Raw genomic sequence first — 20,263 nt, 5'->3', positions numbered from 1 at the left:
GGAGGTTGAGGATGAGCAGAAATGCCCGCGCAATTCCGGGTGCAAAACCGTCGCACATTTTTGCTGGAATTGCAGTATCCAGAGGCAAGAAGGGCGGGAAAGTTTCCTTCCCGCCCTATTCTGGCCTGTTAGAGACCGAGTGCCGTTTTCACGGCCGGCAGGGCCTCGCCGCTACCGTCCTTGGTCGTGACGCCGGCAAGCCAAGGCTCGATGGCCGCCGGATTGGCCTTGATCCATTCGGTCGCGGCCGCTTCCGGATCCTGACCGTCGTTCAGGATCTTGCCCATGATCTGGTTTTCCATCTCCAGCGAGAACTTGAGGTTCTGCAGAAATTTGCCGACATTCGGGCACTCGGCGACATAGCCCTGGCGCACGTTGGTATAGATGGTCGCGCCGCCGAGGTTGGGGCCGAAGACGTCGTCGCCGCCGGTGAGGTATGTCAGCTTGAAGTTGGCGTTCATCGGGTGCGGTTCCCAGCCGAGGAAGACGACCGGGGTGCCATCCTGCTCGGCGCGGGCGACTTCCGCCAGCATGCCCTGTTCGGAGGATTCGACCACTTCGAAGCCGGTGAGGCCGAACTTGTCGCCGGACACCATGTCGATGATCAGGCGGTTGCCGTCATTGCCCGGCTCGATGCCGTAGATCTTGGCGCCGAGCGCTTCCTTCTGCGCGGCGATATCCTTGAAATCCTTGATGCCGAGTTCGGCACCCTTGGCGTTGGTCGCGAGCGTGTATTTCGCGCCCTCGAGGTTTTCGCGCACGGTCTCGACCGAGCCGTCCTCGCGGAACGGCTTGATGTCGGCTTCCATGGTCGGCATCCAGTTGCCGAGGAAGACGTCGATGTCCTTGTTCTTCAGCGAGGTGTAGGTGACCGGCACGGAGAGAACGGTGGTTTCCGTCTCGTAGCCGAGGCCCTTCAGGATGGTGGCGGCCGTCGCGGTCGTGGCGGTGATGTCCGTCCAGCCCACATCCGAGAAACGAACCTTGCCACAGCTTTCGGCTTCGGCGGCCGAGACATGGGCGACGCCGAGAGCGAGGACGGATACGGCTGCGGCAAGAATGGTCTTGAATGGTGATGCAGTCTTCATTTTCGCTCCCCTTATGATTGGTGGTATAGCCAATCATCAAAATGACATGCTTTCAAGCATCTTGGCGTAGCCCGAAGCCACTGAAACGTCCAATAAATTTCGCGCCTGTTCGCAATTGCGCCCATGAATGTCGCAACGGATGGGCCCTGCTGTTTTCTGTGGTTTTCCGCCCTTTGCGGCTGGAAAATCGCGCCTTCCCGCGCCATGACGCGGGGACGGAGAAAATCATGGCCAAGCTCTATTTCAGTTACGCGACGATGAACGCGGGCAAGTCGACGCTGCTCCTGCAGGCGTCCTACAACTACCGTGAACGCGGCATGCGGACAGTGATCTTCATCGCCTCCTTCGACGACCGCGCCGGACAGGGCCGCATCTCGTCGCGCATCGGGCTGACCTCGGATGCCATCGCCTTCAACCATACGGATGATCTCTACCGCCATATCGAGCAACTGAACGGCGACGGCGATGGCGAGATCGCCTGCGTCTTTGTCGACGAGGCGCAGTTCCTGTCTGGAGAGCAGGTGTGGCAGCTCGCCCGCGCCGCCGACCGGCTGCATATTCCCATCATGACCTATGGCCTGCGCACCGATTTCCAGGGCAAGCTCTTTCCGGGCTCGCAGGCGCTGCTCGCCATCGCCGACGAGCTGCGCGAAGTGCGCACCATCTGCCATTGCGGCCGCAAGGCGACGATGGTCGTCAGGCTCGGCGCAGACGGCAAGGTGGCGCGCGAGGGCGCGCAGGTGGAAATCGGCGGCAACGACAAGTACGTTTCCTACTGCCGCCGCCACTGGGACGACATCATGAACGCCGATTGAGCGGCGTAGGTGTGGCTGAAGGCAATATGAAGGACTTTTAAGACTTATCGTTCTTAGATGTTCCAATGCCCGTTCCAAAAGAAACGACCACCTTATCAAAAATTGGCGATTTTGTTTGTTCGGCAGCGGCGCTGACATTTGTCCTATCGGCCGTCTGGTGGATAATCGATTTCAATTTCGCCGCGACGTTCCTTGCGACGCCCGTCAATCCTGTTGTTTTGCAGATCGCCTTGGCCCTCGGAGCGGTTGCCGGCGCGTGTGTTGTCGTTTCAGATCATCTAAGACGCTTCCGGCGCCGCAAAGTGGCGATGTATGAAACCCGATCGGCGATTTTCATCGTCATCATTATGGGCATCGCGTTCGCACTTTTTGGCGCGATTCTCGCGGACGCAGTCGTAAGGCGCGTTGCGAACGTTTATTTGTTCTGGAGCAGTAACGCTCCCGTTGTTCGCGAGTTCTTTCCTATCCGTAAGGTGCTTCCTCGTAAGTCCACACAGGCCGTTTCGGTCGGCCTGCAGGGCGAGGGGCGGCGTCTTGAGATATCACGCAAAGATTACGACATGCTTGGAGGTTCCGGCAATTTGGATCGGCCTTGGATCTATTGTCTTTCATTGCTGGAACAACGAGAAGGTGAAGCGATACGGGTCTGGCTGCCGCCACGCCTGACGGCGGGGTTTGATGGAATAACGATTGTTCGTTGCCCAGACGATGTGCAGATGGTCGATTGAAGGGCGCCGCCGCCGTGGGCTATTGGTTGCGCACTACAGTGCCGTTGAGGACCTGCCTATGAAGCACTTTTTGCCGTTCACTGCCGCTTTCCTCTGTCTGACCACCTCCGCGCTGGCGGAGGGGGATGCCATTGCCGGCAAGGCGGTGTTCAGGAAATGCATGCCGTGCCATTCGACGGAGCCGGTCAACAAGGTCGGGCCGACCTTGTCCGGCATCATCGGCCGGCCGGTCGCCTCCATTGCGGATTACAACTATTCTCGGGCCATGACGGCCTTTGCCGAGGGCGGCAAGCAATGGAACGAGGGGCTGATCGCCGAATATCTGATGGCCCCCAAGGCGATGGTGCCGGGCACGCGCATGACCTTCGCAGGCCTCAAGAAGATCGAGGACATCGCCAATCTCATCGCCTATCTGAAGAACCCGGCGCAAGAGTAGGTAGCCCCAAGAATTTTTGCCTGCCGGCCTTGCGGGCGCCTCGTGCTGTCCCACATCTTGTTCCGGTAACACCGTCGGACAGGTTCCTATCCGTCTGAAATCGTATAGTGTTGCCGCAACGGAATAAATCGGGCGGCGCAGACGTCTGCCGTGGAGCGTTTCAAGGGGACAAGGCATGGCCACACTTCAGAACTTCGATGCGGAAATCGAAAAGACCCGCAGCGTCGTCAGCCAGATGCGCAGCAAGATGGAACAGTCGGGCGTCGTGCTCGACCAGTTCGCCAAGGCGGACACCAAGCTCGGCGACGTCAATTTCGACATCGAGAACGCCCGTATCTCGGATGTCATCAAACAGCAGAAGGTGATGGAAGGCAATATCGCCGATCTCATCATCGGGCTGGAGGATGCGACCAACATCTTCGGCACCGAATTCGAGAGCATGAAGAGCTATACGGGCTATGAAAAGTTCATCGGCATCTTCTCCAAGCAGAAGATGCAGCGCATGCGCACCGACCGCGTGCGCAACATGTCGCTTGCCGGCAATCTTCAGGAACTGCTCGCCAAGTCCGACACGATCGTCGGCATCCTGAAGGAACAGAAGTCGATCCTCGACCAGCGCTACAAGACCTCGGAAGCGAGCCTCGTGCAGGTGATCGAGCGCCGCAAGGGCACGATGGTCAACCTCGAAGCGACCCAGAAGCGCATCGAGGAGCTGAACCCGCTCCTCATGGATCTCGAAAACCGCATCGCCGCCTCGACCGATCAGAAGAGCCGCACGGAACTCGAAGGCGAGCGCTCGGCGCTGGCGACCGAATACAACATGATGCAGGCGAAGGAGCAGGAACTGCTCGCCGAAAGCCAGACGCTGGAACGCTACACCTCGATGTTCCAGACCTTCGTCGATTCGCTCAACAACCAGATCGCCGCGCAGAACACGCTGATCAACAAGCTGACGATCGATACGGAGCAGCGCATCGTGCTCTACAAGGCGCTGGAGGATTCGTTGAAGACGGCCGCCCAGCAGGACGTGGCGCACAAGATCAACACGCTCGGTTCGCAGGTCGATACCGCGGCGGAAGAGACCATGGCCGGCATCGGCTCGGCAGCCCAGCGCCATATCGGCGACCTTCTCGAAATGCACGAGAAGAACATGCTGTCGACGCAGGACATCCAGCGCCGCAAGAAACTCGCCGACGACGCGTTTGCCCGGCGGTTCCAGGCGGTGATGGACAAGCATAATACTGCGAATTACGTGAAGCAGTGATGGTTCGCATGCCGACGCCGGGTTTGCTATCGGGTGCCGTTTCACCCCCCTCTGCCCTGCCGGGCATCTCCCCCTCAAGGGGGGAGATCGGCAAGGTGCAATGGCATTCCTCATATTTCGGCGTTCGGGATTGGCGAAAGCCTAGCCTCCTCCAATCTCCCCCCTTGAGGGGGAGATGCCCGGCAGGGCAGAGGGGGGTGCTTTCCGCATTCCCTTCTAATGAGACTGACCCCCAATGAACGCCCCCGCCGACAGCGCCGTCGCGCAGTATTTCTCCACCATCCGCGCCGCCCTCGGCGGCCTCGAAATCTTCCTTGGCGACCGCAATTCGCCGCTTTACCGCAACTCCGTGGTGGGCGAGATCGTCGTGCCTTATCTCGCCCGGCTGAAGGCCTCCTTCGCCTGCTGGGAGAACCGCATCGGCTTCATCGACCAGTTCCGCGTCTCGCGCGCCGAAAGCGGCTTTCCGGTGTTCCAGAACGTGCTGGAACTGGAAAACGACCGGCAGAGCGCGGAAAAGCGGCTCGCCGCCATTCCGAATGCCGACCAGCTGCGCGGCGAGATGGCGGATTTCATCCTGCGCCAGAAGGCGTTCCCCAGCGATCTCCAGGGCCGCATGGCCGAGCGGCTCTATCTGGAGCAGATCGGCAAGGGCGACATCTTTTCGCCCTTCGTGCTGCCGGAGACGATCCGCGTCGCGGTTAATCCCAAGACCATGCGGCCCTATTACATCGTATGCTGGGGCGCCTTCGACGGCACGGCCACGCTGCCGATGGTCTATATGGCGACGATCGAGGATTCGAGCGAGAACGTCGTCAAGATGCTGGTGGGGCAGGGCGGCAAGCTCAATCCGGACGTCGACATCCCGTTGCCCGTCGGCGGCCTGCTCAACCCGGAGCTTGCCAGCCGCTTCGACGATTTCACGCTGAAGAACAGCGCCTATTCGCTGACGCCCGCGACGATCGCCACCAATCTCGACAAGGATTTCCCGACGCTGCACCCCAAGCAGTTGCGCCGCATCGTGCTCGGACCGTTCTATTCGGCCGGAATCACCGAGAACAATGCGCGGGTCAACGAAATCCTCTCCAAGGTGCGCAAGCCCGAAAACGCCTGGCTGCTGACCTGGACGGTGCAGGAGGTCTTTTCCAAGGCCGAGCGCCCGGCGCAGAAGGGTTTCTGGAGTTCCACCCCGGCGCAGGAAGAATTCCACATCGAGACCAACGATCTCGAAGCCGCCCGCATGGGCGTCAGCACGTATGAAAAACATGCACTCGTGCCGCACGATGCCTACCAGGCGCTCTATGCCGCAGGCGAGACCGCCGGCATCTTCGGCGCCTACAAGGTGCATGTGATTTCCGGAAACCAGGTAATCAGCGAGGGCTAGTCCATGAGCCTCAATGCCGGACTGACGACGATCCACGAAGACGATATCGCCAAGCACCAGGCGGCGGCGCAGAGCCTCGTCACCAAGCTCGTCATCCTCGAAAGCGAGGACGGCAAAAGCGGCACGACGCTCGCCGGAACGGGCCGGCGTTTCGTCTCCACCGTTTCGACCGCCGGCACGCGGCGCACGCGCGAGGTGGAGCTGGCAAGGACCATCCAGTCCGTGCGCGCCGCCGATCCGCTGCTCTCGCCGCAGCAGCATGCCGTGCTGTTCCGCTCGAGGCGCGGCTTGCAAGTGGCGCTCGCCGTTACCGATGCCTTCTCCCGCCAGACCAATCTCGAAGGCCTGCAATCGCGCAATCTCGCCTCGCCTCTGGCCGGCGACGAGGCGAACCAGTTCAAGGCGCTGCTTTCGGCCTCCGCCTATATCGCCGCCTTCACCTTCGCCGCCTATCTCGGCGCGACTCTGCCGGGCGAGGGGGAGCCGGTGGAAGATGGCGGCGAGCCGGACTACCTGTTCGACACGCCGCAGGATGCGCTGAAAAGCATGATCGCCGGCCTCGACCGCACCATCGTCGGCGCGCCGGACGATGCAGCGCTGATCAGCCGCGCCCGCGCCTTTTCGCGCGTCGCCATCGAGGGGCTGATCGGTCGCCGCGCGCGGTTCACCGGCCTTGCCGGCTTCGAGAATGCGCATATCCGCATCGAGCAGGACGATTTCACGCTCTCCGGCTTCGACGTGGCGCCCGGCCAGAAGCGCAAGCCGCTGACGATGACCTTCAAGAAGCCGGAGGAGATCATCGGCAATCACATCGCCAAATACCAGGCGATGAAACTCGCAAAAATGCTGGTCGCCTATGATTTCGAGCGGCAGCTCAACCCCTTCGTCGAACTCGGCGGCTTCCTCTTCACCTTCATCGGCGACGGCATGCCCGGCACCGGCAAGACGATCCTCATCCAGATGCTCGCCGGCCTCGTCAACGACTACTGCCAGACAGCCGGCTACGCCTTCCACTACGAGAATTTCGGCGTCGACCAGATCTCCTCCTACCAGGGCAAATCCGGTCAGAACTGCAAGGAATTCGTCAACAACGTCATCAACCCGAAAGCGATCGGCTTCGGCACGATCGACGACGTCGATCAGGTTGCGGCCAAACGCTCCGACGACCGGGCATCCGCCGGCCAGCACGAGGTGACGGCGGTGCTGATGGAAAGTTTCGCCGGCGCCTCCACGGTCGTTCGCGGCAACTGCACCTTCGGCATGTTCTCCAACTATCCCGAAAACGTCGACGACGCGCTGCGCCAGCGCGCCGGCGCCCGCTGGCTCGTCGACGGGCCGCAGACCGAGGACGATTATATCGACATCTTTGCCATGCTGGTCGGCAAAAACCATTCGATCCCGCTCGGCGAGCACAAGCTCTTCGAAGGCCAGGAGATCAAGCGCGCCGTCTCGACCTCCTACGAACAGCACGCCAGGCCGCAGGAAGACGGCCTGCTCGCCGTCTGGGAGGCGCATGAGAAGGAGCACGGCGCGGTCAAGTCGCTCGCCGATGTCGGCGCCTACCTGCACCGCATCAAGATCGCCGAACCGCGCTTCACCGGCCGCGCCATCAAGAACATCACCGACGCAATCAAGATGCGCGCCATGGACGTGGACCTGCCGGACGACTGGTTCACGACCGCCGACGCCTTCATGCACAAGGGCTATGAGGCGAAGAAGGCGATGATCGAGGAACTGCGCGGCCCCATTTCCATCGACATGGTCCTCCAGGAGATCAACCGCTACGCCGATTCCGAATTCCGCTACACCGACAAATCCGACGACGCCGCCGTCACCGACATCATCCGCCGCGAACGCCAGCGCGAAAAGGCGATCCGCGAGATGGAGACAATGAAGGCGGAGGGGCGGTGGTGAGGCGTGGAATTAGCTGACAGCGAATTTTGTTGATCAAAAAAGGGGAAAGGGGTTATTCTGGCGGTGAAAAAGGTCATCTATAGCAAGCACGTGCTCAAGGCCTTCAACCAGATGCCCGCGGATGACGTTCGGCGTATCCGATCCAAGTTCCTGCAATACGCTTCAGACCCTGCCTCCATGGCAAATAACGTCAAACGCTTGCAGGGGTTGGAGTACTATCGTCTCAGGGTTGGAGATTGGCGTGCGATCTTTCGAGAGGATGGCCTGATCGTCGATGTTATCAAGGTGGCGCGGCGCGACACTATCTATAAGGGGATACCCGAATGAATTCCGTCGTTTCCTTCAAAACCCCGAATGGTGAGGAAATGGTGATCCTGAGTCGCGGCGATTATGACGCGCTGCTTCGGCTGGCTGAGTTGGCCGAGGATTTGGAGGATTTGGCTGCGGTCGAAGCCTACAAGCAGCGAGTTGCGGCAGGGGAGGAAGAAGGCATCCCATCGGAATTTGTGGATCGACTCATCGATGGCGAAAGCCCCGTTCGTGTCTGGCGCGACTTTCGCGGAATGAGCAGCAAGGAACTGGCCAAAGCTACGGGCATCAGCACCGCCTATCTTTCCGAGATCGAGACCGGCAAGAAGGAAGGCAGCATTTCGGTTTTCAGGAGCATCGCAAAGGCGCTTCGCGTCGACCTCGACGACCTCTTCTGGGGCGAGGACAGCAAACGGCCGGTAAACGAATGATCTACGACGCATGAAACGCCTCCTCGAAGCCGAATTGATCTATGGCCGGTTGCTGCCGGTCGATGAGCCGCATCTGGTCGAGCGCTACAACAAGGCGCTGGACGGGTTCGGCATGCGGCGCACGGCGCTTACCAGTTTCCGCATCGACATGACGGGGTTTTCGCCGGAGATTGCCGATGAACTCGGTGACCGGGATTATCTCGATCCGAACCGGGTCAACCGGCGCTTCGTCATCATGACGCCGGAGCAGGTGAACCTGCCGGTGGTGCATACGAGTTTTTCCAACACCGCGGCCTTGATGCACGAATTCTTTTCGGCCAATGCGCGGGCGATCAATGCCATCACCATCCGCGATGCGCTCTATGGCGAGATCGAGGATTCGGTATCCGTCGTCAACGATATCGACGACCTGCTGTCGATCAACGAGGTGCGCTTCAAGGTGCTGTCGGCCGAGGACATGCTCGGCAAGGCGGGGGAGTTGCGCGGGCTTGTCGACCGGCTGAAGACGGTACCGAATGCCTGGTCGGACGATGCGATGCTCAACCGCATGGTGGAGCTTGCCAAGCAGACCGGCGATATCCGCCAGAATGCGCTGGTGCCGGACCAGCTCGTCTTCCGCCACGAGGCCTATTGGGCGAACCATTTCGGCGGCGTCTACGTCTTCCTCGACGACAAGACGACGACGGTGATCTGCGATCCGACCGTGCCGGGTTTCCGCCGCTCGCGGCCGTGGCAGGTGAGCTATATCGCGCTCGACGATCACAAGCGCATCTTCGAATTCCTCGCCTCGACCAAGCGGCTGGAATTGCCGCGTGCCTCCTGGGTGGAGCCGTCCGGTCTCTTCCAGCATCGTGCCGACATGACGGTCGTCAATCTCGTCAACCAGGGCGACCCGACCGCCGATCTGGAAAAGGCCGACCGCATCTGGCTGCAGACCTGGATGCACCGCAATGCAGCACCTGTCGCGCGCGACGGCACCTATCCCTTCCTGCAGGAGGCGATCCGCACGGTGGCGGCGACGGGCGAGATCAAGATCAACGAGGTGCCGCCGGAACGGCGTTTCCTCCTGGTGCGCGCCGCCCCCGAACATCCGGACCAGTGGCTGGTCAACCGCCTGATTTCACAGATGGTTCCCTATGACTTTGTGTCCCGCTTCGTCTTCGACAAGCAGGGTTTCTACGCGGCCTACGAGCAATATAGCGAAAAGTTCCGCGCGTACGTTGTTGCGACGTTGACGCGGACCTATCTGCAAGACAAGGCTGGCTTCCGCCGCAAGCTGTACGGCATCAGAGAGGACGACACCAATGCTTGACCCGATCGTGGCGTTTTTCCAGCGCATCTTCGCGGCCATCGGACGGGGCATCGGCCTGGTGATCGCCTGGATACTCTGGCCGTTCATGACGGCGGCGAACTGGTATCGGGCGCGCGGCTGGATCATCAAGGGGCCGATCGGCATCGGTCTTCTCGTGCTCGTCGGGCTTTATGCCTATTTCATCTGGCAGACGCAGGTCTGGAGCGGTTTCAATCCGGATTACGTCAACAGCTACAACCTCGCCCAGCGCAAGCAGGATGCGGGCGTCTCCTCTACCGGTGCCGCTGCAACCACGCCGGCGGCCGGTGAACTGGCCGAGCCGGAACCGAAAACCTGCGTGCGCTCGGCGATCGTCGATGTCACGGCCGACCTGATCGACTACAATGTCGACCAGAATGCCTGGATTTCCTCGATGCTGCTCTACAAGCTCGGGCTGTTCGGGCTCGACTGGGACAAGACGCCGTGGTTCGACAACAAGGCATCGTTCCAGCGCGGCATCAACCAGGCGGTTCGCCGCACGTCGGTCGAACTCGTCGATTCGCTCGGCCGCGTGCGCGGCACGTCGGGCATCAACGCCGATCTCCAGCGCGCTCGCGGCAATATCCAGTTCGATGAAGAGACCTGGTATTTCGGCTCGGATTCGCTTTTGCCGAAGACGCCGACGCCGAACTATTATCGCACGGCGATGGCGGACCTGCGCAAGTTCAACGCCTCGCTCGAATCCTGCGAGGCGATCTTCGATGGCCGCTCGGACAACCTGATCGAATTCCTCGACCGCATCGCCAACGACATCGGCTCGACCTCCGCGATCATCCGCGAGCGCTCGGAATTCCACAATGGCGGCTGGTTCGATACGCGCGCCGACGACCGTTTCTGGTTCGCCTATGGCCAGCTCTACGGCTATTACGGCATCCTTTCGGCGGCCGGCGCGGATTTCGACGCGGTGATCAAGGCGCGCGGCCTCGACCCGCTGTGGGTGGAGACCATCAAGCAACTCCGTTCTGCGCTGAACATCCAGCCGGCCATCATCTCGAACGGCCGTGAGGATGGCTGGATCATGCCGACGCATCTCGCGACGATGGGCTTCTATATCCTGCGCGTGCGCTCCAACCTCGTCGAAATGCGCGACGTGCTGGCGCGCTAGTGAGCGCATCGGGAGTTGCCAATAGCGAGCAGGGGGTGAAACCTCTTTCGCTATTCGCCGCAAATTTATCCCCTCGTGTCGTTTTTGATCTAGCGGGCGGCAAATTCCGGCGTGGCGCGGCGGCCGGCTTCACGCTGAAATGGCGTGGCAAATGACAAGGAAAAACGCCGCCGTCGGGAGAGGAGACCCGGCCGTGGACGTTTTGCCAAAAGGGAGCGACACTGCATGGCCGACGTGAAATCCGACATCGAAATTGCCCGCGCCGCAAAGAAAAAACCGATCATCGAGATCGGCGGCAAGCTCGGCATTCCGCCCGAGCACCTGCTGCCCTACGGCCACGACAAGGCGAAGATCAGCGCGGAGTTCATCGCCGCGCAGAAGGGCAAGAGGAACGGCAAGCTGATCCTCGTCACCGCGATCAACCCGACACCGGCGGGCGAGGGCAAGACGACAACGACGGTCGGTCTCGGCGATGGCCTCAACCGCATCGGCAAGACGGCGATCACCTGTATCCGCGAGGCTTCGCTCGGGCCGTGCTTCGGCGTGAAGGGCGGGGCTGCCGGCGGCGGTTATGCGCAGGTCGTGCCGATGGAGGACATGAACCTCCACTTCACCGGCGATTTCCACGCCATCACCTCGGCGCACAACCTGCTCTCCGCGCTGATCGACAACCATATCTACTGGGGCAACGAGCAGAATATCGACATCCGCCGTATCGCCTGGCGGCGCGTCATGGACATGAACGATCGCGCGCTGCGCCACATCGTCGGGTCGCTCGGCGGCGTTGCCAACGGCTATCCGCGCGAGACGGGTTTCGACATCACTGTCGCCTCCGAAGTCATGGCGATCCTGTGTCTTTCGATGGACCTCAAGGATCTCGAAAAGCGCCTCGGCAACATCATCATCGGCTATCGCCGTGACAAGACGCCGGTTTTCGCCCGCGATATCAAGGCGGATGGGGCGATGACGGTGCTGCTCAAGGACGCCATGCAGCCGAACCTCGTGCAGACGCTGGAGAACAACCCGGCCTTCGTGCATGGCGGTCCCTTCGCCAATATCGCGCATGGCTGCAACTCGGTGATCGCGACGACGACGGCGCTGAAACTCGCCGACTATGTGGTGACGGAAGCCGGTTTCGGCGCCGATCTCGGGGCGGAAAAGTTCTTCGACATCAAGTGCCGCAAGGCCGGGCTGAAGCCGGATGCGGCGGTCATCGTCGCCACCGTGCGCGCCATGAAGATGAATGGCGGCATCAGGAAGGACGAACTCGGCAGGGAGAATATCGAGGCGGTCAAAAAGGGCTGCGCAAACCTCGGCCGGCATGTGCAGAACGTCAAGAAGTTCGGCGTGCCCGTCGTCGTCGCCATCAACCACTTCATTTCCGATACGGATGCCGAAATCCAGGCGGTGAAGGATTATGTCGCGACACTCGGCGCCGAGGCGATCCTCTGCAAGCACTGGGCGCAGGGTTCTGCCGGCATCGAGGCACTGGCGCACAAGATCGTCGAGCTCGCCGAATCCGGCCTGTCGCAGTTTTCGCCGCTTTATCCGGACGAGATGCCGCTGTTCCAGAAGATCGAGACGATCGCCAAGGACATCTACCATGCCGGCGAGGTGATCGCCGACAAGTCGGTGCGCGACCAGCTGCGCATCTGGGAGGAGCAGGGTTACGGCCACCTGCCGGTGTGCATGGCGAAGACGCAATATTCCTTCTCGACCGACCCAAACCTGCGCGGCGCGCCCTCCGGCCATACGGTGCCGGTGCGCGAGGTGCGGCTTTCGGCCGGCGCCGGCTTCGTCGTCGTCATCACCGGCGAGATCATGACCATGCCGGGCCTGCCCAAGGTGCCGTCGTCGGAGAAGATCTTTTTGAACGAAGAAGGTTTTATCGAGGGCCTGTTCTGACAAAAGAGGGGCGCTTCGGCGCCCCTCTCGCGTTCGGCTTACGTGCGGCCGAGGAAGTCGAGCTTGCCGACGGGCACGCCGTTGTGGCGCAGGATCGCGTAGGCGGTCGTGAGGTGGAAGTAGAAGTTCGGCAACGCGAAGGTCAGCAGGTAGTCCTTGCCGGTGTAGGTCACATCCTGGCCGCGCGACTTCAAGACGACCGTGCGATCCGCTGCCCCCTCGAAGGCGGATTCCGGCACGGTGGCGAGATGGGACACCGTCTTTGCGATGCGGGTGCGCAGGTCTGCGAGCGTCGTTTCGTCATCGGAGAAGCTCGGGGCATCCGTGCCCGTGAGGCGGGAGGCGGCGCCCTTTGCCGTGTCGCTCAGGCGCTGGATCTGGCCGGCGAGCGCGAGCATGTCGGGCGAGAGGCGGGCATTCACCAGCACATCCGTCTTGATCTTCTTTTCTTCCGCGAAGGCCTCGGCCTTGTCGAGCAGTTTCGTCAGCACGGTGAAGCCGCGCTGGAAGGCCGGGATCGAGAGTTCGTAGGGGGAGATCGACATGGTGGGGGACCTTTGAAATGGAATGATTGGGCCGCAGTGGGCCGCCCTACAGATAGGTGCCGGCCTCAAGCCTTTTGAGGAGCCCGATGAAATAAACGGCGCCTACCAGCAATAGCGATAGCCGCCGCGCCGTTCCTTCACGTCGAGATGCAGGTGGTTCTGGTGGGCGGCGTCGCTGCCGGGGTCCAGCACCGTCGTGAAGTAGAGGCAAGCGGCCTCGGTGATGGTACGCTGGAAGGCGCCATCCATGGTCGAATCCTTGTCGGCCGGGCGGATGGTGATGGTCTTGCCGCTCTTCAGCGTGAAGCCGGCGATATCGACGGCATTGCCGAAGGCGTGTTCGGAAATCCTGCCCTCTTCGGCGCCGTTGCGGTTCTTGCAGACATAGGCGGAGGCCTGGGCGAGGACGGTGATCGTCTCGCCCGGCATGGCGGCTTCGAGCGAGGGTTTGACCGATCCCTCCATCCAGCGCGAAAGCTGGAGCGCGGTGTCGCAGCGCACCGTCGCCTCGGGCTCGACCTTGATGCCGCCCGGCAGGCCCTTGAGCAACACCGGCTTGTCGATGCCGCAGGCCTTGCCGTCCTCGACGGCGGGCGCCTCCTCGAAAGTCGCGCCGATGGCTTTCAGTTCCGCCCGGCAGGCGGCCTGCTCCTGGCCGTCTTCCTGCGGGCGCTCCCTGGCCTTGTCTTCCTCTTCCTTCGCCTTGCGCGCGGCCTCCGCCTTCGCGGCATCGTCCTTCACGGCCGGATCGGGCACGGCCTGATGGGGCGTCTCCTTGGCGTCTTCCTTGGCCTGCTGTTCCGGCCGGGCAGCGGGAAGCGGGCCTTCCTTCGGCAGGTCGGCAGCACCCGTTAGCACCAGCGTGGCGGCAAGCAGAACTATGCGATGGAGCGTTGCGATGGGTCCGTCTCCCGGCTGATTATATCAGCCGACAGGCTGATCGTATCAGCGGGGAAACGCCGGGGAATGGATTTGGTTGCTGTACCGGTATCAGATACCGGCGCCGTACACGATTTCCATCGAGGGCGGGCAGGAGCCGGCACAGTCGTCGATGATCGTGCGCACGCGCTCGATGAGGTGGATGCTGTCGCCGGCATCGTTGTTCTCGATGAGTTCGAGGAACAGATGCACCAGTGTACGTGCCTCGCCTATAGTGCGAGGCTCATGCCGATAGATCGCGTCGAAGGTGCTGGCGATGCGGCTGTCCAGCGCCTTGAACTCGGGGGTCTCGTATTGCTCGATCGTCCCCGCGAGCGCGAGCTGCATTTCCCGGAACTGTTCCACCATGACGGAAACCATGGGTATTTGCCTTGATATCAATGTTTTTCGATGGTCGCCATTAGCACATGCTCAAGAAGGGAGCAAATGCCGGAGCATGGTGAAAATTCGCCATATTGACAGATTGTTTCGCCGCCCTAAGCCACCGCGCACACAGTGAAACGCCCGGTGATGCTCCGGCGCAACATCCGGAAAGCCAGCGGAAAGCGGTGGCAAACGGTCTTGCGCGCCGCAAAACTTCAGGCTAACACTCGTCGCCATGGAAAAGATGATCATCATTGCTGGTTGGTGGTGGGCTCGCTGAGGCGGCCTTGACCAGTCATGCGTGATTGAGACGACAAGCCGCCCGAAACCTTCGAGGCGGCTTTTGCTTTTTTAAGCCGCCTTCAAGAGAGCGGGCCTGAAACGGAGTTGGGGAATGGCCACGAAAATCCTGGAAGACGGCGCGGAAGCCTACGAGACGAAGGGCGGCGTGACCGTCACGCGGCGGCGCCGCGCGGCGGACTATGCGCACGCGATTTCCGCCTATGTCGACAAGCTCGACGAGCGGCGCGGTGCGGTCTTCTCGTCGAACTACGAATATCCGGGGCGTTATACCCGCTGGGACACCGCCGTTGTCGATCCCCCGCTCGGCATCTCCTCCTTCGGCCGCGCCGTCTGGATCGAGGCCTATAATGCGCGCGGCGAAGTGCTGCTTTCCCTGATTGCCGATCGCCTGGCCGACGTGCCTGAGCTCGCTCTCGGCGCCCGCACGAAAAACCGTCTCGATCTCGACGTGAAGCTGCCCGACCGGGTCTTCACTGAGGAAGAGCGCTCCAAGATGTCGACGGTGTTCACCGTTCTGCGCGCCGTCACCGACCTGTTCCATTCGGACCAGGATGCGAGCCTCGGCCTCTACGGCGCCTTCGGCTACGACCTCGCCTTCCAGTTCGATGCGATCGAATTGAAGCTGAAGCGTTCCGACGACCAGCGCGACATGGTGCTCTTCCTGCCGGACGAGATCCTCGTCGTCGACCACTATGCCGCCAAGGCCTGGATCGACCGCTATGATTTCGCCAAAGGCGGGCTTTCGACGGAAGGCAAGGGGGAGGCGATCGAGCCCGAGCCGTTCCAGACGGTCGATGTGATCCCGCCGCATGGCGACCACCGACCCGGCGAATATGCCGAACTCGTCGTCAAGGCGAAGGAGAGTTTTCGCCGCGGCGACCTGTTCGAGGTGGTGCCCGGCCAGAAATTCTTCGAGCGCTGCGAGAGCAAGCCGTCGGAGATCTCCAAGCGGCTCAAGGCGATCAACCCGTCGCCCTATTCCTTCTTCATCAATCTCGGCAACCAGGAATATCTCGTCGGCGCCTCGCCGGAAATGTTCGTGCGCGTGTCCGGCCGGCGCATCGAGACCTGCCCGATCTCCGGCACAATCAAGCGCGGCGAGGACCCCATCGCCGATTCCGAACAGATCCTGAAGCTGCTCAATTCGAAGAAGGACGAGTCGGAGCTCACCATGTGCTCGGACGTCGACCGCAACGACAAGAGCCGCGTCTGCGAGCCGGGCTCGGTCAAGGTCATCGGCCGCCGGCAGATCGAGATGTATTCGCGCCTCATCCACACCGTCGATCATATCGAAGGCCGCCTTCGCGACGACATGGATGCCTTCGACGGCTTCCTGTCGCATGCCTGGGCGGTCACGGTCACCGGTGCGCCGAAGCTCTGGGCGATGCGCTTCATCGAGGCGCATGAGAAGAGCCCGCGCGCATGGTATGGTGGGGCGATCGGCATGGTCGGCTTCAACGGCGACATGAACACCGGCCTGACGCTGCGCACCATCCGCATCAAGGACGGCATTGCGGAAGTGCGGGCCGGCGCCACGCTGCTCTACGATTCGAACCCGCAGGAAGAAGAAGCCGAAACCGAACTGAAGGCATCCGCCATGATCGCAGCCATCCGTGACGCCAAGGCCGGCAATTCCGCAAAAGTCCAGCGCGACGTCGCCTCGGTCGGGGCAGGGGTGAATATCCTGCTCGTCGATCACGAGGACAGCTTCGTGCACACGCTCGCCAACTATTTCCGCCAGACCGGCGCGAATGTGACGACCGTGCGCACGCCGGTGCCGGAGGAGGTGTTCGACCGTCTGAAGCCGGATCTCGTCGTGCTGTCGCCCGGCCCGGGCACGCCGAAGGATTTCGACTGCAAGGCGACGATCAAGAAGGCGCGCGCCCGGAACCTGCCGATCTTCGGCGTCTGCCTCGGTCTCCAGGCGCTTGCCGAGGCCTATGGCGGGGAGCTGCGCCAGCTCGCCATTCCCATGCACGGCAAGCCGTCGCGCATCCGCGTGCTGGAGCCCGGCATCGTCTTTTCCGGCCTCGGCCGCGAGGTCACTGTCGGCCGCTACCACTCGATCTTCGCCGATCCCTCGACCCTGCCGCGTGATTTCATCATCACCGCGGAGAGCGAGGACGGCACGATCATGGGCATCGAGCATGCAAGCGAACCGGTCGCCGCGGTGCAGTTCCATCCGGAATCGATCATGACGCTCGGCCAGGATGCCGGCATGCGCATGATCGAGAACGTGGTGGCGCACCTCTCCAAAAAAGCCAAGGTAAAAGCCGCCTGACGCTTTGACAAAACGGCCGGACTGGCCGATAGCAGGCCAAGAGAAAACCGCGTGCACGTCCCCGTGCGCGCGGTTTTGCGTTGATCGGCATGATTTTTGCAACTCGGTTGCATCTGCATCGGAAGCACGGCCATGGAAAACACGGATATCAAGACGGTCAAACGGCTTGCGCTTTGGGGAATTCCTCTCGCTTTCTTCGTCATGGGCCTGAAGCTTGCTGCCTGGTTGCTGACGGGATCGGTCGCCCTTCTGTCGGACGCGCTTGAATCGAGCGTGAACATCGTTGCGGCAATCGTCGCCTTCGTGGCGATCACCGTTGCCGCCAAGCCGGCGGACAAGACACACCCCTTCGGTCATCACAAGGCGGAATATCTTTCGGCGGTTCTGGAAGGTGTATTGATCGTCGTGGCCGCGGTGCTGATCATCGTGGAGGCAGTGCCGGCGGTTATGGCGCCGACGCCGATGGAGGCGCCGGCAATGGGTCTTGCCATCAATTTTCTCGCTGCGGTCATCAACGCCATCTGGGCGTTTACGCTGATCCGGGCCGGCAAGCGCTATCGCTCGCCGGCGCTCTCGGCGGATGGCCAGCATATCCTGTCCGACGTCGTCACCTCGATTGGCGTGCTCGTCGGCCTCGTGCTGGCGATCGCGACGGGATATGCAGTGCTCGATCCGCTGCTGGCGGTGCTGGTGGCGCTCAACATTCTCTATCAGGGCTGGAAGGTCATCGCGCATTCGGTCGACGGGCTGATGGACCATGCGGTGGAGCCGGGAGAGGCCGAGGCCATCCAGGCGGCGATCGCCGCCCATGGCGTGGGGTCGCTCGGCGTGCACGACCTTAAGACAAGGCGGGCAGGCTCGGCGACCTTCGTCGACTTCCACCTCGTCGTGCCGGCGTCCATGCCGGTCGGGCAGGCGCACGATATCTGCGACCGGCTGGAGGATGCCATCCGCACCGTGCAGCCCGGCGCGCAGATCGCCATCCATGTCGAGCCCGAGACGGAAAAGGCGCATGGTATCAGGGTCAAGATCGAGGAGACATGACGATGAGCAAGACGGACGTATCGGGACTGTCGCAACTGGGCCAGGCGGTGGAGCTTCCCGTCAATCCGGAAACCGCGGTGCTGGAAAAGGTGCCGAGCAACCATGCCGGCACGGATTTCGTCGTGCGCTTCACGGCACCGGAATTCACCTCGCTCTGCCCGATGACCGGCCAGCCGGACTTCGCGCATATCGTCATCGACTACATTCCGGATGGCTGGCTGGTCGAATCGAAGTCTCTGAAGCTCTACCTGCATTCCTTCCGCAACCATGGCGCCTTCCACGAGGATTGCACCATCGACATCGCCAAGCGGCTCGTCGATCTCTTGCAGCCGAAATGGCTGAGGATCGGCGCCTACTGGTATCCGCGCGGCGGCATTCCGATCGATGTGTTCTGGCAGACGGGCGAGGCGCCGCAAGACGTCTGGATTCCGGACCAGGGCGTGCAGCCCTATCGCGGTCGCGGATGAAGCGGCGGCAGTTGCCCGCCGCCCCCTAAAGATCAGCCGAAGGCGAGGGCGAGGCCGGCGAGTGCCGTTGCGCCGCCGATGATGCGGGCCGCGATCGCGCCTCCGGAAAGCCGCGCGATGCCGAGACCGAGGCCGATGCCGGCGCCATGCAGCAGCGCGGTCGCGATGACGAAGCCGATGCCGAAGGACAGCGCGCCGGCCGAGCCGAGCTCGCCGCCATGGGCATGGCCGTGGAAGAGCGCGAAGACGGCGACGATCGCGGCCGACACGACCGTGTCGAGCTTCACCGCCATGGCGACGAGCAGGCCGAGCGCCACGACCGAAGCGAGGATGGCGGGCTCGACGAAGGGCAGGTCGATGCCGGCGAGCGCAAGGCCGAAGCCGAGCGCCATGGTCGCGACGAAGGCGGTCGGCACGGCCCACAGCGCCCTGCCGCCGATCTGCGCCGCCCAGAGGCCGACGGCGACCATGACAAGGATATGGTCGAGGCCGAACAGCGGGTGCGAGACGCCGGCCATGAAGGAGCCGTGCTCCTGCGGGTCGAGATGGGCGAGGGCCGGTGCCGCGGTGGCGGCGAGTGCGGCGAGCGCAAGCGCGATGCGTCTGATCATGATATCCCCTGTTGCGCCGGCGGGAGCCCCGGCGTTTCGTCAATGAGAACCGCATCCTAGGAGCTAGGCTCCCGGCAAGTCCATACGCAAATTAGGTAAGGTACGAGCGGTCGCATTTACCCTGTTTTCCGGTGGCGCGGACGTGCTCTATCGCGCGCTATCGGTTTTGTTGCATTGTCTTGGCCGGTGAGTCGCATTATCTGACAGCGACAGGACTATTCTGACGAGCAATCGGAGATTTTGCATGAGCGACGAGGACGACAAGAAGACGGAACTGCCCCTGGGCAAGGAAACGGAGGCGAACCTTTTCAAGTCGCGTTCGATCTTCATCTATGGGCCGATCAACCAGGAACTGGCGCAGAAGGTCTGCTCGCAGCTCGTGGCGCTCGCCGCCGCCAGCGACGAGGACATCCGCATCTACGTGAATTCGCCGGGCGGCCATGTCGAATCGGGCGATTCGATCCATGACATGATCAAGTTCATCAAGCCGAAGGTCTGGATGATCGGCACGGGCTGGGTCGCCTCCGCCGGTGCGCTGATCTATGTCGCGACGCCGAAGGAACGCCGGCTTTGCCTGCCGAACACCCGCTTCCTCCTTCACCAACCGTCGGGCGGCACCCGCGGCATGGCATCCGACATCGAGATCCAGGCCCGCGAAATCATCAAGATGAACGAGCGCCTGAACAAGATCTTCGCGGATGCCACGGGCCAGCCGATCGAGAAGATCGCCAAGGACACGGACCGCGACTACTGGCTTTCGGCCGAAGAGGCCAAGAGCTACGGCCTGGTCTCGCGCATCGTCACCTCGCAGGGCGATATCTGAGGCTTTTGCCTTTCCGAATTGACGAAGCCCTCCCGTCGTGGAGGGCTTTTTCTTTTGGGCGCTTGCGCTTTGCGCCTCCCGCCGGTATAGACGGCCTCATGTTGAAGACCAGCGCACAGATCATCGAACGAGTTTCCCGCGGCAGCGCAGCTGTTCG

Annotated in this window: 20 protein-coding genes; 15 read left to right on the top strand and 5 right to left on the bottom strand. The window is 62.0% G+C overall.

From position 1 onward, the window contains the following. Nucleotides 1–128: 128 nt before the first annotated feature. Nucleotides 129–1,088, bottom strand: a complete 960-nt coding sequence (locus tag VGN93_RS17335; protein WP_327508418.1) for a choline ABC transporter substrate-binding protein — start codon at nt 1,086–1,088, stop codon at nt 129–131. Nucleotides 1,089–1,315: 227 nt separating this feature from the next. Between VGN93_RS17335 and VGN93_RS17330 the strand changes: the two genes are divergently transcribed. From VGN93_RS17330 to VGN93_RS17280, 11 genes are all read left to right on the top strand, one after another. Next, nucleotides 1,316–1,903 carry a thymidine kinase gene (locus tag VGN93_RS17330; protein WP_327508417.1) on the top strand — a complete coding sequence of 196 codons (588 nt, stop codon included), beginning with the start codon at nt 1,316–1,318 and terminating at the stop codon, nt 1,901–1,903. A 65-nt stretch (nt 1,904–1,968) separates the two neighbouring features. Further along, the gene (locus VGN93_RS17325; protein WP_327508416.1) at nt 1,969–2,631 is read left to right on the top strand and encodes a hypothetical protein; all 663 of its coding nucleotides are present in this window, start codon (nt 1,969–1,971) and stop codon (nt 2,629–2,631) included. A 58-nt stretch (nt 2,632–2,689) separates the two neighbouring features. After that, on the top strand, nt 2,690–3,067 hold the full coding sequence (locus tag VGN93_RS17320) for a cytochrome c family protein (RefSeq protein WP_327508415.1): 378 nt from the start codon (nt 2,690–2,692) through the stop codon (nt 3,065–3,067). Nucleotides 3,068–3,242: 175 nt separating this feature from the next. Then, nucleotides 3,243–4,331, top strand: a complete 1,089-nt coding sequence (locus VGN93_RS17315) for a hypothetical protein (RefSeq protein ID WP_327508414.1) — start codon at nt 3,243–3,245, stop codon at nt 4,329–4,331. A gap of 235 nt (nt 4,332–4,566) precedes the next feature. Further along, entirely contained in the window at nt 4,567–5,715 is a 1,149-nt protein-coding gene (locus VGN93_RS17310; RefSeq protein WP_327508413.1) for a hypothetical protein, read from the top strand. Nucleotides 5,716–5,718: 3 nt separating this feature from the next. Next, the gene (locus VGN93_RS17305) at nt 5,719–7,629 is read left to right on the top strand and encodes an AAA family ATPase (protein WP_327508412.1); all 1,911 of its coding nucleotides are present in this window, start codon (nt 5,719–5,721) and stop codon (nt 7,627–7,629) included. A gap of 63 nt (nt 7,630–7,692) precedes the next feature. Beyond that, the gene (locus VGN93_RS17300) at nt 7,693–7,956 is read left to right on the top strand and encodes a type II toxin-antitoxin system RelE family toxin (RefSeq protein WP_327508411.1); all 264 of its coding nucleotides are present in this window, start codon (nt 7,693–7,695) and stop codon (nt 7,954–7,956) included. Further along, a complete protein-coding gene (locus VGN93_RS17295; RefSeq protein WP_319322811.1) occupies nt 7,953–8,369 on the top strand; it encodes a helix-turn-helix transcriptional regulator in 417 nt (138 codons plus the stop codon). The genes VGN93_RS17300 and VGN93_RS17295 overlap by 4 nt, the downstream gene beginning before the upstream one ends. Before the next feature lie 10 nt (nt 8,370–8,379). Then, the gene (locus VGN93_RS17290; protein WP_319322809.1) at nt 8,380–9,681 is read left to right on the top strand and encodes a DUF6638 family protein; all 1,302 of its coding nucleotides are present in this window, start codon (nt 8,380–8,382) and stop codon (nt 9,679–9,681) included. Beyond that, the gene (locus VGN93_RS17285) at nt 9,674–10,825 is read left to right on the top strand and encodes a DUF2333 family protein (protein ID WP_319322808.1); all 1,152 of its coding nucleotides are present in this window, start codon (nt 9,674–9,676) and stop codon (nt 10,823–10,825) included. Before VGN93_RS17290 ends, VGN93_RS17285 begins: the two co-directional genes overlap by 8 nt. 225 nt (nt 10,826–11,050) lie before the next feature. Then, nucleotides 11,051–12,730 (top strand): formate--tetrahydrofolate ligase, encoded by a 1,680-nt coding sequence (locus VGN93_RS17280; RefSeq protein WP_327508410.1) that lies wholly within the window; start codon nt 11,051–11,053, stop codon nt 12,728–12,730. Between the two features lie 38 nt (nt 12,731–12,768). Here the strand turns inward: VGN93_RS17280 and VGN93_RS17275 are convergent, their stop codons facing one another. The 3 genes from VGN93_RS17275 to VGN93_RS17265 all read right to left on the bottom strand — a co-directional run bounded on the left by VGN93_RS17275 (nt 12,769) and on the right by VGN93_RS17265 (nt 14,574). Beyond that, nucleotides 12,769–13,275 carry a DUF1993 domain-containing protein gene (locus VGN93_RS17275; protein WP_327508409.1) on the bottom strand — a complete coding sequence of 169 codons (507 nt, stop codon included), beginning with the start codon at nt 13,273–13,275 and terminating at the stop codon, nt 12,769–12,771. Between the two features lie 102 nt (nt 13,276–13,377). Next, on the bottom strand, nt 13,378–14,133 hold the full coding sequence (locus VGN93_RS17270; protein WP_327508408.1) for an extensin family protein: 756 nt from the start codon (nt 14,131–14,133) through the stop codon (nt 13,378–13,380). A 132-nt stretch (nt 14,134–14,265) separates the two neighbouring features. Beyond that, complete coding sequence (locus VGN93_RS17265) at nt 14,266–14,574, bottom strand: hypothetical protein (protein WP_319322801.1); 309 nt, start codon at nt 14,572–14,574, stop codon at nt 14,266–14,268. Nucleotides 14,575–14,971: 397 nt separating this feature from the next. Between VGN93_RS17265 and VGN93_RS17260 the strand changes: the two genes are divergently transcribed. The 3 genes from VGN93_RS17260 to queF all read left to right on the top strand — a co-directional run bounded on the left by VGN93_RS17260 (nt 14,972) and on the right by queF (nt 18,672). Beyond that, on the top strand, nt 14,972–17,161 hold the full coding sequence (locus VGN93_RS17260; protein ID WP_327508406.1) for an anthranilate synthase: 2,190 nt from the start codon (nt 14,972–14,974) through the stop codon (nt 17,159–17,161). A 132-nt stretch (nt 17,162–17,293) separates the two neighbouring features. Continuing rightward, on the top strand, nt 17,294–18,205 hold the full coding sequence (locus tag VGN93_RS17255; RefSeq protein ID WP_327508405.1) for a cation diffusion facilitator family transporter: 912 nt from the start codon (nt 17,294–17,296) through the stop codon (nt 18,203–18,205). A gap of 2 nt (nt 18,206–18,207) precedes the next feature. Continuing rightward, nucleotides 18,208–18,672 carry a preQ(1) synthase gene (queF, locus tag VGN93_RS17250; RefSeq protein ID WP_327508404.1) on the top strand — a complete coding sequence of 155 codons (465 nt, stop codon included), beginning with the start codon at nt 18,208–18,210 and terminating at the stop codon, nt 18,670–18,672. Nucleotides 18,673–18,704: 32 nt separating this feature from the next. On the opposite strand, the gene VGN93_RS17245 is transcribed toward queF, so the two are convergent. Beyond that, entirely contained in the window at nt 18,705–19,283 is a 579-nt protein-coding gene (locus VGN93_RS17245) for a HupE/UreJ family protein (RefSeq protein ID WP_327508403.1), read from the bottom strand. A 244-nt stretch (nt 19,284–19,527) separates the two neighbouring features. On the opposite strand from VGN93_RS17245, the gene VGN93_RS17240 reads away from it, so the two are divergent. Further along, nucleotides 19,528–20,106 (top strand): ATP-dependent Clp protease proteolytic subunit, encoded by a 579-nt coding sequence (locus tag VGN93_RS17240; RefSeq protein WP_319322790.1) that lies wholly within the window; start codon nt 19,528–19,530, stop codon nt 20,104–20,106. Nucleotides 20,107–20,263: the final 157 nt, after the last annotated feature.

The sequence above is a fragment of the Shinella sp. genome, assembly GCF_035998705.1.
Taxonomy (GTDB): Bacteria; Pseudomonadota; Alphaproteobacteria; order Rhizobiales; family Rhizobiaceae; genus Shinella.
Note: the sequence above shows the minus strand (reverse complement) of the source record. Positions and strands in the feature narration are given on the sequence as shown.

Bases quoted from the DNA above. Each gene is read 5' to 3' on its own strand.
- VGN93_RS17265 (WP_319322801.1), bottom strand. From the start codon at position 14,574: ATGGTTTCCGTCATGGTGGAACAGTTCCGGGAAATGCAGCTCGCGCTC.
- VGN93_RS17325 (WP_327508416.1), top strand. From the start codon at position 1,969: ATGCCCGTTCCAAAAGAAACGACCACCTTATCAAAAATTGGCGATTTT.
- VGN93_RS17330 (WP_327508417.1), top strand. From the start codon at position 1,316: ATGGCCAAGCTCTATTTCAGTTACGCGACGATGAACGCGGGCAAGTCG.
- queF (WP_327508404.1), top strand. From the start codon at position 18,208: ATGAGCAAGACGGACGTATCGGGACTGTCGCAACTGGGCCAGGCGGTG.
- VGN93_RS17315 (WP_327508414.1), top strand. From the start codon at position 3,243: ATGGCCACACTTCAGAACTTCGATGCGGAAATCGAAAAGACCCGCAGC.
- VGN93_RS17310 (WP_327508413.1), top strand. From the start codon at position 4,567: ATGAACGCCCCCGCCGACAGCGCCGTCGCGCAGTATTTCTCCACCATC.
- VGN93_RS17260 (WP_327508406.1), top strand. From the start codon at position 14,972: ATGGCCACGAAAATCCTGGAAGACGGCGCGGAAGCCTACGAGACGAAG.
- VGN93_RS17275 (WP_327508409.1), bottom strand. From the start codon at position 13,275: ATGTCGATCTCCCCCTACGAACTCTCGATCCCGGCCTTCCAGCGCGGC.
- VGN93_RS17280 (WP_327508410.1), top strand. From the start codon at position 11,051: ATGGCCGACGTGAAATCCGACATCGAAATTGCCCGCGCCGCAAAGAAA.
- VGN93_RS17240 (WP_319322790.1), top strand. From the start codon at position 19,528: ATGAGCGACGAGGACGACAAGAAGACGGAACTGCCCCTGGGCAAGGAA.
- VGN93_RS17245 (WP_327508403.1), bottom strand. From the start codon at position 19,283: ATGATCAGACGCATCGCGCTTGCGCTCGCCGCACTCGCCGCCACCGCG.
- VGN93_RS17290 (WP_319322809.1), top strand. From the start codon at position 8,380: ATGAAACGCCTCCTCGAAGCCGAATTGATCTATGGCCGGTTGCTGCCG.
- VGN93_RS17255 (WP_327508405.1), top strand. From the start codon at position 17,294: ATGGAAAACACGGATATCAAGACGGTCAAACGGCTTGCGCTTTGGGGA.
- VGN93_RS17295 (WP_319322811.1), top strand. From the start codon at position 7,953: ATGAATTCCGTCGTTTCCTTCAAAACCCCGAATGGTGAGGAAATGGTG.
- VGN93_RS17285 (WP_319322808.1), top strand. From the start codon at position 9,674: ATGCTTGACCCGATCGTGGCGTTTTTCCAGCGCATCTTCGCGGCCATC.
- VGN93_RS17335 (WP_327508418.1), bottom strand. From the start codon at position 1,088: ATGAAGACTGCATCACCATTCAAGACCATTCTTGCCGCAGCCGTATCC.
- VGN93_RS17305 (WP_327508412.1), top strand. From the start codon at position 5,719: ATGAGCCTCAATGCCGGACTGACGACGATCCACGAAGACGATATCGCC.
- VGN93_RS17320 (WP_327508415.1), top strand. From the start codon at position 2,690: ATGAAGCACTTTTTGCCGTTCACTGCCGCTTTCCTCTGTCTGACCACC.